General features: G+C 68.2%; 15 protein-coding genes. 5 read left to right on the top strand and 10 right to left on the bottom strand.

Annotated elements, in window-relative coordinates:
• The first annotated feature begins 130 nt into the window (after positions 1-130).
• Complete coding sequence (locus tag ACM6LR_RS25625; protein WP_414944657.1) at positions 131-1117, top strand: hypothetical protein; 987 nt, start codon at positions 131-133, stop codon at positions 1115-1117.
• Positions 1118-1352: 235 nt separating this feature from the next.
• Here ACM6LR_RS25625 and ddaH read toward each other — a convergent pair whose 3' ends face one another.
• The 6 genes from ddaH to ACM6LR_RS25655 form a co-directional block, all read right to left on the bottom strand.
• A complete protein-coding gene (ddaH, locus tag ACM6LR_RS25630) occupies positions 1353-2141 on the bottom strand; it encodes a dimethylargininase (RefSeq protein WP_414938344.1) in 789 nt (262 codons plus the stop codon).
• A gap of 20 nt (positions 2142-2161) precedes the next feature.
• Positions 2162-2824 carry a DUF6875 domain-containing protein gene (locus ACM6LR_RS25635; RefSeq protein WP_414938345.1) on the bottom strand — a complete coding sequence of 221 codons (663 nt, stop codon included), beginning with the start codon at positions 2822-2824 and terminating at the stop codon, positions 2162-2164.
• Positions 2821-4200, bottom strand: a complete 1380-nt coding sequence (locus ACM6LR_RS25640) for an FAD-binding oxidoreductase (protein WP_414938346.1) — start codon at positions 4198-4200, stop codon at positions 2821-2823. Before ACM6LR_RS25640 ends, ACM6LR_RS25635 begins: the two co-directional genes overlap by 4 nt.
• Positions 4200-4523, bottom strand: a complete 324-nt coding sequence (locus tag ACM6LR_RS25645; protein WP_414938347.1) for a hypothetical protein — start codon at positions 4521-4523, stop codon at positions 4200-4202. Before ACM6LR_RS25645 ends, ACM6LR_RS25640 begins: the two co-directional genes overlap by 1 nt.
• Positions 4516-4917: a cupin domain-containing protein gene (locus ACM6LR_RS25650; protein WP_414938348.1), complete on the bottom strand. Its 402-nt coding sequence runs from the start codon at positions 4915-4917 to the stop codon at positions 4516-4518. The genes ACM6LR_RS25645 and ACM6LR_RS25650 overlap by 8 nt, the downstream gene beginning before the upstream one ends.
• A 106-nt stretch (positions 4918-5023) precedes the next feature.
• The gene (locus ACM6LR_RS25655) at positions 5024-5788 is read right to left on the bottom strand and encodes a response regulator (RefSeq protein ID WP_414938349.1); all 765 of its coding nucleotides are present in this window, start codon (positions 5786-5788) and stop codon (positions 5024-5026) included.
• 394 nt (positions 5789-6182) lie between these two features.
• Between ACM6LR_RS25655 and ACM6LR_RS25660 the strand changes: the two genes are divergently transcribed.
• The 4 genes from ACM6LR_RS25660 to ACM6LR_RS25675 are packed head-to-tail and all read left to right on the top strand — an operon-like array spanning position 6183 to position 11332.
• Positions 6183-7448 carry a SidA/IucD/PvdA family monooxygenase gene (locus ACM6LR_RS25660; RefSeq protein ID WP_414944658.1) on the top strand — a complete coding sequence of 422 codons (1266 nt, stop codon included), beginning with the start codon at positions 6183-6185 and terminating at the stop codon, positions 7446-7448.
• Positions 7448-8974: a class I tRNA ligase family protein gene (locus ACM6LR_RS25665; RefSeq protein ID WP_414938351.1), complete on the top strand. Its 1527-nt coding sequence runs from the start codon at positions 7448-7450 to the stop codon at positions 8972-8974. The genes ACM6LR_RS25660 and ACM6LR_RS25665 overlap by 1 nt, the downstream gene beginning before the upstream one ends.
• The gene (locus ACM6LR_RS25670) at positions 8974-10008 is read left to right on the top strand and encodes an NAD(P)/FAD-dependent oxidoreductase (protein WP_414938352.1); all 1035 of its coding nucleotides are present in this window, start codon (positions 8974-8976) and stop codon (positions 10006-10008) included. The genes ACM6LR_RS25665 and ACM6LR_RS25670 overlap by 1 nt, the downstream gene beginning before the upstream one ends.
• Positions 10009-10027: 19 nt before the next feature.
• A complete protein-coding gene (locus tag ACM6LR_RS25675; protein ID WP_414938353.1) occupies positions 10028-11332 on the top strand; it encodes an FAD-dependent oxidoreductase in 1305 nt (434 codons plus the stop codon).
• Positions 11333-11498: 166 nt separating this feature from the next.
• Here the strand turns inward: ACM6LR_RS25675 and ACM6LR_RS25680 are convergent, their stop codons facing one another.
• From ACM6LR_RS25680 to ACM6LR_RS25695, 4 genes are read right to left on the bottom strand one after another with little or no spacing between them, the layout of a single operon-like run.
• Complete coding sequence (locus tag ACM6LR_RS25680) at positions 11499-12749, bottom strand: ATP-grasp domain-containing protein (protein ID WP_414938354.1); 1251 nt, start codon at positions 12747-12749, stop codon at positions 11499-11501.
• The gene (locus tag ACM6LR_RS25685) at positions 12742-14001 is read right to left on the bottom strand and encodes an acyl-CoA dehydrogenase family protein (protein ID WP_414938355.1); all 1260 of its coding nucleotides are present in this window, start codon (positions 13999-14001) and stop codon (positions 12742-12744) included. The genes ACM6LR_RS25680 and ACM6LR_RS25685 overlap by 8 nt, the downstream gene beginning before the upstream one ends.
• Positions 13998-15314, bottom strand: coding sequence for an ATP-grasp domain-containing protein (locus ACM6LR_RS25690; protein ID WP_414944659.1), 1317 nt, complete (start codon positions 15312-15314; stop codon positions 13998-14000). Before ACM6LR_RS25690 ends, ACM6LR_RS25685 begins: the two co-directional genes overlap by 4 nt.
• A complete protein-coding gene (locus ACM6LR_RS25695) occupies positions 15311-16576 on the bottom strand; it encodes an MFS transporter (RefSeq protein WP_414944660.1) in 1266 nt (421 codons plus the stop codon). Before ACM6LR_RS25695 ends, ACM6LR_RS25690 begins: the two co-directional genes overlap by 4 nt.
• Between the last annotated feature and the right edge of the window lie 57 nt (positions 16577-16633).

The raw sequence follows: 16633 nt of genomic DNA on the forward strand, positions 1-16633 counted from the left end.
GCAACGCGGGGCGATACGCCGGGCGTGGTAGTCGCGGGCGGGTCCGGACCGGCCGGGCGACGCCGGCAACGAGAGGGGAGCCATGAACGTCACTCGGCAAGCGGCGCGTGCGGGAGCATCGGGAGGGACGGTGCCGAGACGCAGGCCGCTGCGGTCGTGGCTCGTCGTACTGGGGATTTTCGCGCTGACCGGGGTGGCGCTGCCCGGCACCGCGTCGGCGGTGGTGGAGAGGCCAGGGGGCAAGGAGAGTTACGCGGTCACGATCGGACAGGTGGCGCCGACCGGAACCACGCCGACGGGCAAGGAGTTCTCGCGGCTGGCGATGTACTACTTCGACCCCGACGGCACCGTGCGGGAGGCTTTCTGGTTCTGGAGCTGGAGCATCGGGTACCCGGCGGCGACCATCCGCAGCACCTCGGCGGGCTGTGACAACTGCCAGATCCACACCGCCGGCGGGTTCCAGGCCGGGGCCGAGGTCAAGGAGCTGAGGGGGAAGTACACCACCACCGGCTCCAAACTCGCCATCACCTGGGACAACGGCTCCACCGAGGCCTGGACGGTCGCCAGTCCGGAGACCGGGATCGCCGTGATCTCCCTGACCGGCTCAAGCTACGGCGCGAACGTGGGCCAGGGCTACGGCAGCAACGTCCGCACCACCGTTTCCGTGCCGTTGAAGGAAATGCCGAAGAAGCACTACCCGGGCCGCTACGCGTACAACGCCTATGACGTGAAGACGGGGAAGCTGTACTCCGGTACCGGCACCTCCGGGATCAACCTTTCGTTGCCGCAGTGGAAGGAGTGCAACGACAACTGCCTGAGCGCGGCCGTCGAGATCACCGACCCGAATTCGACCGCCTGCACGGCCTGCAAGCCCGGTGAGAAGAGGGCCATCCGGTACTACATGGCCTCCGAGGGCGGGCGGAAGAACTTCTACGAGCACTTCTGCACCTGTCTGCTGCAGGGTGACAGCAAGTGCTACAACGGCGGCTCGCACCTCAAGCCGCAACTGCAGGTGATCGACGATTCGGGCCGGTTCCGCGGCTGGGTCGGGGTCGAGGCACAACACCGGGTCGCGAACCGCGGCACGATCGCCGTGCACTGGTACACCGACGTCTGAGCGGGGACAGCGGTGGGCTGAAGGCTCGTGAGTGGTAAGGACGGTTCTCTTGAGAGGCACGGAAAGGTGTCGTGTCCGAGCGCGATGCGGGTGACCGGTCCCGTTGCCTGACCGCGTCCCTCACTGTGTGGATTTCGGGACGTCAGATGACCCGGAACCCACACACCCCCTCAACCGACGCCACCATGGCCTTACCCCGACGGCCGTCCTTATCACCCACGACCCACCGCCGCCGTCACCGTAGTTCCAGCGTGCAGCATTTGACGCTCCCGCCGCCCTTGAGCAGTTCCGACAGATCGGCGCCGATCGGCTCGAAGCCTCGCTCCCGCAGTTGTGCGATCAGCCCCGTGGCGGCCTGCGGCAGGATGACGTGCCGCCCGTCGGAGACCGCGTTCAGGCCGAATGCCGCGGCGTCGGCGGCCGAGGCGGTGATGGCGTCCGGGTAGAGGTCCTCGAGCCGCCGCCGGCTTTCCTCGGTGAACGCATCCGGGAAGTACATGATCAGGTCTTCGTCCAAGACGGTCAGCGCGGTGTCCAGGTGGTAGTAGCGCGGGTCGGTCAGGGTCAGCCCCACCACCGGGATACCGAAGAATTCCGCTGCCTCTTCGTGCGCCAGGGGATCGGTTCGGAAGCCCGTACCCGCCAGGATTCGGGATCCCGCGACGAGGAAGTCGCCTTCGCCCTCGTTGGGCCACCGGGCCTGCTGAACATCGCGGTAGCCGTGTTCGGTGAACCACTTCAGGTACGCTGCGGACTCCCGGCGGCGGTGCCGATGGTGGAAACGCGCGACCAGCACCCGGCCGTTCACCACGGTGGCACCGTTGGCCGCGTACACCATGTCCGGAAGACCCGGCTCCGGATCGAGCGGGTCCACGCGGTGGCCCAGTTCGAGGTAAAGGTCGCGCAGCCATTCCCACTGGGTGATCGCGAGCCGCGTGTCGGTGGGTTTGCCGGGATCCATCCACGGGTTGATCGAGTACTCGACATCGAAGTGACTCGGCCTGACCATGAGATAGTGCCGCATTGGTGTACTCCCGAGGTGTTTCAGGCCGTCTGCAGGGACTTTTCGTTGCCCGCCAACCGCTTGACCAGCTGGCCGCGGATGCGGGGCGGGATGTCCGGGGCGAACCGCCGGAAGTAGCTCTCTGCGTGCACCGCGTTGTCCATCAGGAACGGCAGGTCGAAGGCGACCAGCTTGCGGATGGCCAGCAGCGGTACCGGGGCGCGCAGCGCTTTGAACTTTTCGTTCCACAGCCCTGGCTGGTCGCAGACCGGGTGGAACTGCCCGATCATCAGGCCGTCGGCGACGAACGTGTCCTTCGCCTCGCGCTGCAGGTCGTCCAGCGCGGTCGAATCGTCGTAGTCCAGTTGCGGCAGCACGAGCAGGATCGTCAGCAGCTCTCGGTCCGACGGCGAGATCCGGTTCGACAGCCGCTCGTACCACGAGCGCAGGCTCTGGATCGCGTCTCTTATGTCCGTCTCGCCGTTCGTGGCGGTCAGGGACGCGAGATAGAAAAGTCCTTTGTGGAGTGAAGGCTGGGTGTAGGGGCACACCGGGCCGTTCCGGCCAAGTTCCGGGTTCGGAGAGACCAGATAGCGGCCCGCCCACGCCAGGATTTCCCGGACATACGGTAGATGCTCCGCCGGAGCGGCGCCGTTCTCGACCTCGGCCGCCGTCCAGATGAGAACCTTGTTGTCGCCTGTCATGATCCGATGCTTTGCGCGAAGGTGAAGACGCCGTCCGGGTCGACCCGCTTCTTGATTTCCCGCAGCCGTGGATAGTTGACGCCGTAGTAGGCGGTGCGCCAGTCCACGAGGTCAGGGTCGATGAAGTTCTGAAAAGCGCCTTCGGAGACGTATGGCGACATCACGTTCCCCAGGTCCTCCAGCCAGCGGAGATTGGCGTCGGCCACGGCGGGCTCGTCGTTCTCGGCCCACGAGGTGTCCATGGACAGCAGGAACATCGCGTTCCGGTGGGCGAACGCGGTCTCGGTCGCGCCCATCCGGTTGATCGCGCCACCCCAGGAGAACAGGGCCGCGCCGCCACCGTCCGGGTTTCCGCTGCGGGGCAGGCGATCGACGGACGAGAGCATCGTGGCGATGGCCTCGTCGGGCAGTGGCTGGGTGAGGATGTTGGTCCGTACCGCGAACGCGCCTTCGGCGGTCCCGTGCAGCATGTCGTCCTGGGCCTGCCAGTAGGTCCGGCCGGCGAGATCCATGCGGATCGGCTTGGCCACCGACAGGACGGGGTCGAGAATCTCCCGCAACTCCCTGACAGGTCCGAAATATTGCCCGATGGCCGACACGACGGGTGCCGACCCGCCTGTGCTGCTTGCCCCGATCCTGGTCGCGAACTCGTCCGGTGCCTGCCGCACGGTCTCCTGCAGCACCGAAAAGACCTTCGACGCGTCCGCGCGGTCCCACAACAGCAAGTAGCTGGCGCAGTCGGTGACCGGCGTCGCCTGATAGGTGAACGACACGTTGATGCCGAAGTTCCCGCCGCCACCACCGCGGCAGGCCCAGAACAGGTCGGCGTTGGTGTTCGCGTCGCACCGCAGCAGTTGTCCGTCCGCGGTCACCACCGTGGTCGCCACCAGCGCGTCCGCGGTGAGCCCGAGCACGCGTGAGGTGGCTCCGCAACCACCGCCGAGGGTGAGGCCCGAGATGCCGACCGAGGCGCCGTTGCCCAGTGCGAACGCCATCTCGTGGGGTCGGATGGCGGCATAGACGTCTGCCATCCGCGCGCCGCCTCCGGCTGTCACGAGGCCGGTCGAACCGTTGGCGGTCACGGTGTTCATCGCGCTGAGGTCGATAACGAGGCCGGTGTTGACCGAATGTCCCGCGTAGCTGTGCCCTCCGCTACGCGCGACGACGTCGACGCCGGTATCGCGTGCCCATTCGAGGGCGGTCCGCACGTCCGCGGTGTTCGCCACGGACACGACACCGGTGGGGGTGATTCCGGCGAACCGCTTGTTGAACGGCACACTGGCTTCGCGGAATCCGGCCTCGCCGGGGCGCCGCACCCGGCCTGCCACGGCGAGGTCGAGGCGTCGCCAGTCCGCGTCGGAAGGGTTGCGGGACACTAGCTCACCTCGTCGAGGTAGGAAACGCCGGTGGCGGCGTGCGGGCCGTAGCGTTCCCACGCCTCCCGTAACCGGATGCGGCCGTCTTCGGCCACCTCCGGCGTGTTCACCGTGTGCCCGCAGATCACCTCACCGGTGGCGAGCACGATCGTGTAACCCAGATGGAGGGCCCCGTTTTCCCGCTGGGTGCCCGCGATCGATCCGCGTCGCACGTCACCGCCGGCGAACTCGGCCCAGACGACATCGCCTTCTTGCCGGTAGACGGCGATCGCGTTGGCATCGCCGCCCGCTTTGCGGAATTTCCGCCCGTCGTAATCAATCATGGGACTCGGCCCGGTCGATCTCGGCGGCGACGAACTCGTCCGACATCGCACGGTCCCACCAGATCGCGTAGTAGGAGAAGTCCTCGTCGTGGTCGTTGACGAGGTTGTGTTCGATCCCCGGCTTCAAGAACACGAGGTCTCCTGCCCCGAACCTGTGCCGTTCGCCCTCGGTGACCACCTCGGCGCTCCCTGCCATTCCGATGAAGATCTCGTGCTCGTGATGAGCGTGGGAAACCGATACGTCACCAGGGCGCAGCACGCACCAAGCTCCTCGAAACGGTGCTGTTAAACCGTTCCACGGATAGAGCAGCTTCATGTCCAATCCGTAGGCCCGCGTCAGGTTCTCGTGCTCCAGCCTGCGGATGTCGACGGCAGCTTGGTCCAGGTCAGTCACAACCCACTCCGATCAGCGTGTTTTCTTGCCGGGCGTTCGGTGCTGATCGAGGCTATGTTCGGCCTGCTTCCCGGGAATAGGGGAACTATTCCCGATCGGCGGTGAATCAGCCGCGCCCGAGGCCGGCGTCCCGCGCCAGCACTATCGCCTGTGCGCGATCGGCTACCCCGAGTTTGCCGAAGACCGCGGAAACGCGGTTGCTGATGGTCTTCGGCGCGAGTGCGAGCTCACGTGCGATGGCCGAGTTCGACTTGCCGGCGGCGATGCGGTCGAGCACCTCCCGTTCCCTGGTCGTCAGCTGGGGAAACGGGTACGGCTCCAGCCCGGCTGCCGACCGCATCAAGGCGCTGAACCGGACAGCGATCGCCTTCCCGACGATCGCTTCACCCGCCCCCACGACCTGCACACCGCGGACGACCTGGTCCGGATCGGCGCCCTTGATCAGATAGCCGCGCGCGCCTGCCTGAATCGCCGCCCTGATGGCGGTGTCGTCATCGACCGCGCTCAGTACCAGTACCTTGGTTTCCGGTGCGACTCGCGACACCCGGCTCAGCACGTCGACGTTCGCGAACTCGCCGAGCCGCGGATCGATGACCAGTACGTCCGGCTGGTGCCGGAAGGCTTCGGCGATCGTCGCGTTCGCCGTGGCCGTCTCGCTGACGACGGCGACGCCACCGGCGAGTTCGAGTGCGGATCGGACCTGATGGCGGACCGCGGGCTGGGAGTCGGCGATCAGAACGGTCAGCGGCGCGGGGTCGCCGTTTTCTTCACCCGTGGTGTGGTCGGACAGCAGGATCGCGGTGTGCCGCCGGTCGGGACGTTCGACCGGCCATAACCGAGCGGTGTTGCCGTTACTGGCGTGCAGATTCATCTTTCCCCTTATGCCTGCCGCTACTGAGCCCGCTCGCTCGGCTCCGTTCAGTGAAGTGCAATGAAGGCGAGCGTATGTACTGGATATCGAACGGACCCGTATGACCGTTATGGTTAATTGATCGCGATCAATTAAGCCGCTGAACGGGGGAGTCCCCGATCAACGAGGGCAAGGTCAATCTGCCGCACCGAGTCTCGGACAAGGACCGGCGGAGCGTGCACGGTGGTCCGGTGTGTTCTCCCGGTGGAAAGGGGAGAACTTCCCGGTTCACGGGGAATTCTCGGTGAGGTTCCCCGGTTCTCGGGAAAGCCGACCCTGTCGCCGGGGAAATGCCGGTCTTTAGTATCGGAATCCTATTCTGGACGAACGGGGTGTATCTGTGACTGAAATACAGGTGGGTTTGCTGGCAATCGGGGCCGGACCGGCGAACCTGGCGCTCGCGGTGGCCATCGAGGAGTCCGGGAACCCGGAGCTGGCCGAGCAGACGCTGCTGCTGGAGCAGAGTCCGGACATCAAATGGCAACGCGATCTGCTGATGCCGTGGGCACGCAGCCAGGTCTCCTTCCTGAAGGATCTGGTGACTCTGCGCAATCCGCGCAGCAAGTTCTCCTTCCTCAACTTCCTGCACGACCAGAACCGGCTCGACGAGTTCGTCAACCTCGGCACCTTCCACCCGTTCCGCTGGGAGTTCTCCGACTACCTGCAATGGGTCGCGAAGTCGCTGGATCAGGTCCGGATCCGTTACGACGCGAAGGTTCAGAGCATCGAACCCGCACGTGGCGCCGACGGGTCGATCACCGGCTGGATCGCCACGCTCACCGGCGGGGACACGATCCGCTGCCGTGATCTGGTCGTGGGTGGCGGCCGCGACACGCACGTTCCCGACGTCTTTTCCGGTCTGCCGTCCGACAGACTCATCCACAGTGCCCAGTACCGGCGCCGGATCGCGCAGCTGCCCGCGGACGCGCCGCTGCGCGCCGTCGTGGTGGGCGGGGCGCAGAGCGCGGCCGAGATGTTCATGGCACTGCACGACAACCTGCCCAACAGCACCCGGACCATGATCGTGCGGTCCATCGGCCCGCAGAACTACCAGACCAGCAAGTTCGTCAACGAGCTGTTCTTCCCGTCGTTCGTCGATCGTTTCTACGACAGCCCGCCCGAGATCCGCCAGCAGGTGCTGGACGAGATGCGCCTGACGAACTACGCCGGCGCGGCCCCGCCGTTCCTCGACCACATCTACACCACGCTTTATCAGCAGCGCGGCATCGGCCAGCAGCGTTCGGAGGTGCGGACTCTGACCGAGGTGGTCGGCGCCAGGATCGAAGACGACGAGGTCGTGCTCGACCTGCGCGACCGGACCAGCGGCAAGGTCGAGCCGCTCCACTGCGACCTGGTGCTCCTCGGCACCGGCTTCGACCAGCGGATGCCCGCGATGGTTCGCGACCTGGCCGACCGCGTCGGGCTGTCCGAGATCTCGGTCAGCCGCTGCTACCGGGTCGACCTCGGCGACTCCGCCTGGGGCGCGGTGTATCTGCAGGGCATCAACGAGGCCACGCACGGTATCGCCGACTCGCTGATCAGCGTGCTGGCCCACCGTTCCCGTGACATCGTCGGCGATCTGCTCGCCCGCCGCGGCGCCGTCGAGTCGAGGACCGCCTGATGAACCGGCTGGTGGTGATCTCGCCGGCACCGACGGCGAACGGCGACCTGCACCTCGGCCACCTCGCCGGGCCCTTCCTCGCCGCGGACGTCTGCACCCGGTACGCCCGCGCGACCGGCAGAGAAGCCTTGTACGGCACCGGCATGCACTTCACGCAGAACTACATCGTCACCGCGGCCGCGCGGCTCGGCGTGGCACCGGAAGACCTGCGGGAGCGCTCCGCGGAACAGGTTCGGCAGACCCTGGCCGCGATGGGGATCGAGGTCGACGGATTCGGCTGCATCGGTGACCGGTTCACCAAGCTGGTCATGGACTTCTACGACCGCCTGCACGGCATGGGCGCACTGGAGCTGCGCACAGTCCGCTTCCCGTACCTGCCGAGCACCGGCGAGTACCTGATGGACGCCTATGTCACCGGTGGGTGCCCGTTCTGCCTCGCCGACGGGTACGCCGGGATCTGCGAGAGCTGCGGGCTGCCGGTCGCTCCCGGCGATCTGATCGGCCCGCGTTCGACCTTGCGTCCGGAAGAGCCGCTGGAATATCGCGAGGCGGACATCCTCGTCTTCCCGGTGGAGCGGTACCGCGCGGAGCTGGAGGCGTACTTCGCCCGCACCCCGATGCGGCCCGGCATGGCCCAGCTGATCGAGTCCGCGCTGGCGGGGCCCCTGCCGGACTTCCCGATCACGCAACCGACGTCGTGGGGCATCCCGGCGCCGTTCCCCGAAGTGACCGGGCAGGTGATCTACCCGCATATGGAGGGCATGCCGTGGAGCATGTTCACCACCGCCCTCGCCGCCGAGAACCGCGGCGCGGTACTGGCCACCGACGACGAACTGTGGCACACGGAGTCCGGCTCGACCGTGGTGTACTTCCTCGGTCTGGACGCGACTTACCCGTTCGCGATCGTGGGCACGGCCATGCTCACCGCGATGGGCGGTCACGTGCTGCCGTCGCGGTACATCACCAATGAGTTCTACGAACTGGCCAACGAGAAGTTCTCCACCAGCCGCGGGCACGTCGTGTCCGGCCGCGAGCTGGCCGCCGAGGTGCCGCGTGATCTCATCCGGTTCCACCTCTGCGCCACCAGTCCCGAGTACCAGCGCACCGACTTCACCCACGAGGCCTTGCTCCGGGTCAGCGAAACGCGGCTGACCGGACCCTGGAACCGGGTCGCGGCGGTGATCGACGAATGGGTGGACCACGGTCCGCTGCCGGTCTCCGAGGACGCCAGGCGAACGGCGCTGCGGATGGCCGACCGGTTCGCCGACGGGTACGAGCTGGAACGCTTCAGCGTGACGGCCGTGGCGTCGACCCTCGCCGAGCAGCTCGGCAGGCTGGACCGGCTGGCCGCCACCGTGACCGCCGAGACCGCGGGCGACCTCTGCCACCAGGTGGACGTGTTCCTGCGCTGTGCCGCGCCGATCCTGATCGACCTCGCCGAGGCCGCGCTGCCCGACACGACACTGCCCGGACAGGTGGACGCGGAGACGGTCACCCCGAAACGGCTGCCCCGGCTGAGCGGCTGATGGCCACGGTCGTCGTCGTAGGGGCCGGCGTGACCGGGCTGGTGACCGCGATCGGATGCGCACGGGCGGGCCACCGCGTCACCGTGCTCGATCGCGGTCCCGTCCCGAATCCCGCGTCGACCTCGTCCGACCAGCACCGGGTGCTGCGGGTGCTGCGCCCGGACGACCTCGACGGCACCTTGCGGATGGCCGAGGCCCGTCGTCGTTGGCTGGAGCTGGAAGCGTTGCTGCGGACCAGGATCTTCCGGCCGGTCGGCGTGGTCACCGCGGGCACCCCGGACGAGCTCGGGCAGGCACTCGGCACCGCGGGGCAGGCGGGACTGGCCGCGACCGTCGTTTCGCCGGACGACCTGCCGCCCGTGGTGTTCCCGGCCGGGAACGGCGGGGTGCTCGATCCCGCCGCCGGAGTGCTGCTGGCCGACCGGTTCCTGCGGGCGGCCGCCGAGTGGCTCGCCGCGCATCCCGCGGTGGCGCTGCGGCCGGGATGTGTCGTCGACGCCGTCGACGACCACCGGGTGGCGCTGGCCGACGGCACCAGCGTCGGCGCGGACCTCGTTCTGGTCGCGGCCGGGCCGTGGGCCACCGAGCTGACCGGGCCGCCCGTCGTGCTGCACCGCCAGACGATGGTCTACCTGCGCCCGCCGCGGCACCTGGCAGGCTGGTGGGCGTCGGCTCCCGGCGTCGGCCGGATCGGTGCCGACCGCCGGGCCTGGCTGCTGCCTCCCGGTAGCGGCACCCTGCTCAAAATCAGTTCGGGCGCGGTGTGCCGGGAGGTCGTGTCCACTGTGGACCCGGACCGTGAACCCTGGGCCGATCGGCTGCTCGCCGAGCCGATCTTCACCGGCGTCGCGGACTACACCGTGGTCGCCGTGCGGGACTGCCATTACGCGACCGATCCCGTCACCGGTGGGCCGGTGCTCACCCGGGTCCGCCCGTCGGTGTGGTCCCGGCCGGCCTGCGGTGGATCCGGTTTCGGCGCCGCGCCGCTCGTCGCCAAGGAAATCCTCGCCGCTGTCATGAAGGTCAGTGCGTGAACGACAAGGAGAGTGAGTAGTGGAGTTCACGATTGTGGGTGCCGGTATGGCTGGCGCGTTCCTGGCGCTCTCGCTGGGCAGGCAAGGACACGCGGTGACGGTGTACGACCGCAGGCCGGATCCGCGCGAGACGGCCAGCGCGGTGACGTCCATGAACCTGGGGCTGTCCCGGCGCGGCCTGGCGGCCTTGGACGGCCTGGGGTTGTCGGAGGAGGTGAAGCGGCTCGTCGTGCCGATGCACGGACGGATGCTGCACAACCCGGACGGCGGACTGCGGTTCTCGGCCTATGGCGAGGGCGGCATTCTGGCCATCCAGCGCCAGGACCTGAGCGCGTTGCTGGTGGACGCGGCCTGCCGGGTCCCGGGTGTGCGGTTCGTGTTCGACACGCGGTGCACAGGCGTGGACCGGGACCTGCCGTCTGCGTCCTTTGTGGACCCTGGCGGCCGGAGTCTCGTGGTGAAGCCGGATGTCGTGGTGGGCGCGGACGGTGCTTTTTCGGCCGTCCGCCGGTTCATGCACCACGAGCAACGCGCGGAGTTCTCGCAGGACTACCTCGAATGGGGCTGGCGCGAACTCCACATCCCGGCGGCAGCCGACGGCACCCACCGCATGGCCGACGACGTCTTCCACCTCTGGCCCCGCGGCGACATCATGATGTTCGCCCACCCCAACCGCGACGGTTCCTTCACCTGTTCCTGTGTCCTCCCGTTCCACGGCACCCACGGCTTCGACTCGCTGCGGACGGCGTCGGACGTGGAGTCCTTGTTCCGTGAGTACTTTCCCGACGTCCTGTCGCTGGTCCCCGACCTCGGCGAGACGTTCCTGCGGCAACCCACGTTCAACCTCGTCACCGTCAGCACCGCCCCGTGGACCTACGAGGGCAAGGTGGTGCTGATCGGCGATGCCTGCCACGCCGTCTACCCGTTCTTGGCGCAGGGCATGAACTCGGCGTTCGAGGACGCGTTGGAGCTGACGGACAGCCTCGCTCACCACACCGGTGACACGCCGGCGGCACTGGCTCGCTACTACGCCCGCCGCAAGCCGAACACCGACGCACTGGCCGCCATGTCCCACCGCAACTTCGCCGAACTCCGCGACACCGTGCGCTCCCCGGCGGTCCGCCTCGAGCGAGCCTGCGACACCCTGCTGGAGAAGGTGCTCCGCCACCGCTGGATGCCGCTCCACGCCATGGTCACCAACACGACCATCCCGTACGCCAAGGCTCAGCACCGTGCCACCCGCCAGCACCGGATCCTGAAGTACTTGGGTGCCTCCGCGCTCACTGCGGTTGCCGCGGCCGCGTTCCACCGCCTCCGCCGCTGACGAAACGGCGATCACGCGTGCTTGAACGGCGAACTCGCGTGAGTTCGCCGTCCAATCACGCGTGATCGCCGTCTGAGCACGCGAGTTGCGCCTCAAAGCCGCGCAATGTGAAGTACGTGAAGGCCCCTTCCTTGCGCCTAGCGTAAGGAAGGGGCCTTCACGTACTTCACTCTGGGCGAACCTCGATCCGGACCAGGCCGGCGGCCTTCTCCGCGCGCCGCAGGGCCTCGGCCGGACTGCCCGCCGCCGCCATGACGAGGCCCGAGCGGTCCCAGGAGCTGCGCAGCGCGGTGGACCGGTGGCCGGGGCCGACCTGGAGATCGACGAGGAACACGCCTTCCACCTGACGGGCCTGCTCGACGCCCAGCACGGCGTCGACCACGCCGGGCTCCATGGGAACGAAACGCACGACCGCGCCGCCGGTGGCGCGGCGAGGCAGTTCGGGCAGGCTTTCGCCGCGCATCATGGCGAAGTACGTATGCAGCAGCTTGATCGGATAGGCGTGGTCGATGATCTCCAGGATGCCGTCCCCGGCGATCCGGCCCGCGCATTCGACGAGGAACGGCACACCGTCGGCGACGATCCATTCGCAGTGCAGGATGCCGTCGACGAACCCGACGGCCGCGACGACCTGACGGGTCACTTCCGCCAGCGTCTCGGTGAGGTCGTAGGGAATGTCGGCGGGCACGATGTGCGCCAGCTCCACCGGCCGCGGGCCGGGGTAGAGTTGTTTGCCGGTGACGTTGGCGAACAACTGCCGTCCGCCGCGGACGAGCATCTCGACGCTGTACTCGGGTCCGGGCACGTACCGTTCGGCCAGCATGCGCAGGTCCATCGGCCGGTCCGGGACGAAGATGCCCTCGTCCTGCTCGAGACAGTTCGCCCAGGCCTGTTCGACTTCGGCCGGGTCGTGGACGATCTGCGTGCCAACGGCGGCCTGCCGGTTCGCCGGCTTGAGCACCACCGGGCCGGGATGGGCACGCATGAACGCGAGCACGTCCGCCGGGCAGGTCACGGTGGCGCTCTCCGGGTTCGCCACCCCGGCGGCCGCGCTGACCTGCCGCAGCAAAGCCTTGTCCCGCAGGGTCAGCGCGGCGCCGAGGCTCGCGCCCGGCACGCCGTAGCGTTCGGCGAGCCGGGCGGCGAACGGGGTGGCGTACTCGACGAGCGGGACCACCGCGACCGGGTCCAGGTCGCGGTGGGTGGCGTGGAACTCGTCGGCCGTGCCGGGTTTGGTGTGCTCCCACTCGATCAGTTCACGGACGAGGGGAGACCCGGCCAGTTTCGCGCGCAGGTCCCGCTTGCGGACCACGTCCGGCTCTTCGACGAGGAGGACCGAGCCGTCGGGTTCGACGCCGGTCAGCGCCCTCAGCACCGGCGTCACGAACCCGACGATCAGGATGGGCCGCTCACGCATCGGACTCTGTCTTGGGCTTGTCCACGATGCCGAGCATGAACCGCATGGAGGGCCTGGCACCGACCAGATGCGCGCCGACCGTCTGGGTGACGCGGTCCCTCGCGGTCGGGTGCATGGCCATGGTCATCGAGTCCCGCAGCCACCGGTTGATCGGGTCGCCCGACCTGATCGCCGCCGTGCCGAGTAGCTCGGCGAGCCGCTGCACGACCCGCCTGGACATCTGGAACGCCTGCCAGCCGGTCAGCGCCGGGGCGACCCGCTCGTCGGGGGTGAGATCGTCCAGTGTGCCGATCCCGTCGGCGGTGACCTCCCACTGCCGCTCCAGCGCCCGGTAGACACCGGCCCGGGTCGTGCTGTAGTCGGCCTCGCATTCGGCCAGCGTGATCTGGATGTGCTCGTTGTCCTTCCAGGCGACCCCGCTCATCCGCCATGGCGAGCCCTTCACCATGTCGACCCGCTCGATGGTGAGACCGCGGACGTAGTCCAGCGCCGCCCTCGCCACGCCGAGCGGGACGCCGCACATGCTGCGCTGGATCACGTCCGGCTGCACCAGCGGTCCATTGGGGACCTTCGGGTTGTCGAACGTCAGGGAGTGGTTCTCCGGCACGAAAACGTCCGTGATCGTGTAGTCGCTGCTGCCGGAACCGCACAGGCCGAGGGTGTGCCAGTTGTCGAGGGATTCGATCTGCTCGCCCGGCACCATGAACAGGCGTGACTCGTGCGGGTTGCTGCCGTCCGGGCTGGCATAGGGCTCACCGTTTTCGAACACCATGGCGCCGGAGGCCACCCAGTCGGCGTGGGTCGAGCCGCTGCCGAACCCCCACCGGCCGGTGAGCCGGTAGCCGCCGGGAACCCGTTCCGCGCGCCCCGTCACCGGGAGCACCCCCGCGGAGTGCATGTCGAGGCTGGTGAACATCCGGCGTGCCTCGTCCTGGTCGAGGAAATTGGCGTGCAGGCCGATGTCCGAGCCGAGTTTGGCGCACCAGCCGACGGACGCGTCGCCGTGGGAAAGCGCCTCGATCACCTCGGTCTGCTCCATCGAGGTCATGTGGGGGCCGCCCCAGTCCCGGCTGAAGCCGATCCGGAAGACGCCGGCGTCGCGCAACAGCTGTACCACGTCCGCGGGCAGGCTCCGGTTCTTCTCGATTTCCGCGGCCCGCTCGCGCAGGATCGGCGCGAGTGCCTTGGCGTTCGCGAGGATCTGCGCGCCGGTCAGCGGCACATCGGTGCGGACGGGCTCGGTCATGGTCATGCGGAAACTCCCTCGTGTTCGTCGACGTCGAGCAGCCCGGCGGGCATCTCGAAGGCGGTACCGGGTGCTGGTGGGTCCACCGGATCGGCGTCGATCCGCACCATGGCGGCGGCCGTGTCCAGTCGTTGCGCGCAGGTTTCCCGGTCGCCTGCCTCGCATACCACGAACGAGTGCCTGGCCAGATAGCCGCCGGGAGGCAGCCGCAAGGTGCTCCCCGGATCGATCATCGGCGACGCGAGCACCAGACCGGGCGCGTCGGCCGGGACGGTGACCTCGTGGACCAGGCAGTCGTGGTCCGGGTAGCCGAACCGGATGCCCGCGACCGCGTGCCGGGTCGAGGTGACGGCCGGTCGCCGCCCGGTCGAGACGGCGAACAGGATCTCGCCGGGGTCGATACCGGTGGCGGTCCTGCCGAGGAACGGGATCAGGTCGCCACCGAGACGGCCGTTGACCTCGATGATCAGCGGACCGCGGTCGGTCAGCCGGACCTCGGTGTGGGTGATGCCGTCCTCGACGCCGAGCGCGCGGTGCGCCCGCGTCAGGACGTCCATCAGTTCGGTGTCGTGCAGCAGCGGATCGTCGGCGTCGACGACGTGCCCGACCTCTTCGAAGTACGGCTGGTCGCCGGTGTGCTTGCGGGCGACGAACATCGGCAGGTACTCGCCCTTGTACACGGCGGCGTCGATGCTGATCTCCGGACCGGAGACGTAGCCCTCCACGATCGCGCCCCCGCCGTAGCGGCTCTGGTCCACCGTGGCCGCGCCCATGGCGACTCCGAACGCGGCGTCCACCTCGGACTCGTCGGCGGCGAACACCACGCCGATGCTCGCGCCCATGGCCCTCGGCTTGAGCACCACCGGGTACCCGATCCGGGCGGCCGCGGCGCGAGCCTCGTCGAGGGAGGTGGTCAAGGCGTAACCCGGTTGCGGCAGCCCTTCGGCGGTCAGCACGGTCCGGGTGCGGTTCTTGTCGCGGCAGCCGCGGACGCCGTCCACGCTCAACCCTGGGACCCCGAGTTCGGCGGCGAGTTCGCCCGCGGCGAGCACGACCGGTTCGTCCCAGCACATCAGGCCGACGATCCGGTGCCGTCCGGCGACTTCGCGGGCGGCGACGAGCATCTCGTCCGCGTCGAACACGTCGGTGTGGATGATCTCGTCGAAGTAGGCGTGCTGCCAGGTGGGTTTGAGATTGTTCAGCAGCACGAGGCCGAGACCCGCCGCGCGGGCGCACCGGTGGATGGAGGAGACGAGGTACTCGCGGTACAACTTCAGCCCGCTGCCGATGACCAGTAGTACACCGTTGGATTCGTTCATGGTCGCTCTCCCACGACTTCCGGTTCTGGCTCGGCCACCGGCTCCGATACGGGGGGTTGCCTGAGGCCGTAGATGTGCATCGATCCGGCGATGAAGGACAACAGTGCGCAGAAGGCCCAGAACACCGATCCGCCGAAGGTGCTCCACAGGAACAACCCGAGTATCGGGCCGATCGTCGCGGCCAGCCCGGACAACGTCTCTTTCGTCGCGATGTAGCGGCTTCGCAGCTCGACCGGGAAAGTGGCCGGATGGGCGGCCGTGCTCGGTCCGTGGATCATCAGCCCGGACACCGCCAGTACCGCGCCTGCCACCACGAAGAACGGATGCTCCGCAATCAGTCCATAAAGGACGAATCCGAGCCCGCTGACCAGGTTGCCGAACAATCCGGCGAGATACTTCGGAATTCGCACGATGTACGTGGTGATCTTCAGTTCACAGGTGATCAGCACGACCGAGGAGACCACCAGCACCGTGCTGTACAGCCCGACCGGATAACCGGCGGTGACGATGTTCAACGGCAGCACCGCGATCGACCCGGCGTAGACCATCATGCCGAACACGCCTGCCACGAGGTAGCACAGGAAACGGGTGTCGCGGACCAGCGTTCCGTACACCGCGCGGGCGCTCATGGCGGGTACGGAAGTGCCGTCGGACTCGGCATGGGGCGGAGCCGCGACCCGCTTCGGCAGCAAAACGAACGCCAGCAACGCCCACAGTGCCGCGGTCGCGCCGTCCAGCCAGAACAGCAGGTCCCAGTTCACCTGGATGAGCAAGGCGGCGAGCAGCGGCGCCATGGCGGCACCGATGTTCAGCGCGATGCGCATCATCGAGAAGCCCATGACCTTGTGTTCTTCCGGCATGAGCTCGGCGAGCAGCACCGCCGCCGCCGGCCGGTACGCCTGGATCGACAGCCCCGAAAGCGCGATCACCACGAGCAGCACCGGAGGCATGCCCCAGACCAGCGGGATCGACGCGACGAGCGGCGCGGCACACGTCATCACCGTCACGATCGTCGCCCGGCCGCCGAACCGGTGGGTCAGCTCGCCGCCGAGCATGGCGCCGAAGATCGCTCCCACGCTGTACGCGGCGAGGCAGACCCCGGCGAAACCGACCGAGGTACCCCGGAAGGTCAGGTACAGGATCAGGAACGTCTGGACGAACGCGCCCAGCTGGTTGACGAGCATGCCGCCGAGCAGGTACCTGACCGGGGCCGGGGTTTCCCGCAGCACCGCGAAGACGCCGGTCCTCTTGTCGCCGGTCATCCGACCACGTCCCTCATCGCCGCCCGCGGCCACGCCTCGGCCGGTACAGCAGGCCCC

Source organism: Amycolatopsis sp. cmx-11-32, assembly GCF_047608695.1.
Lineage (GTDB): Bacteria > Actinomycetota > Actinomycetes > Mycobacteriales > Pseudonocardiaceae > Amycolatopsis.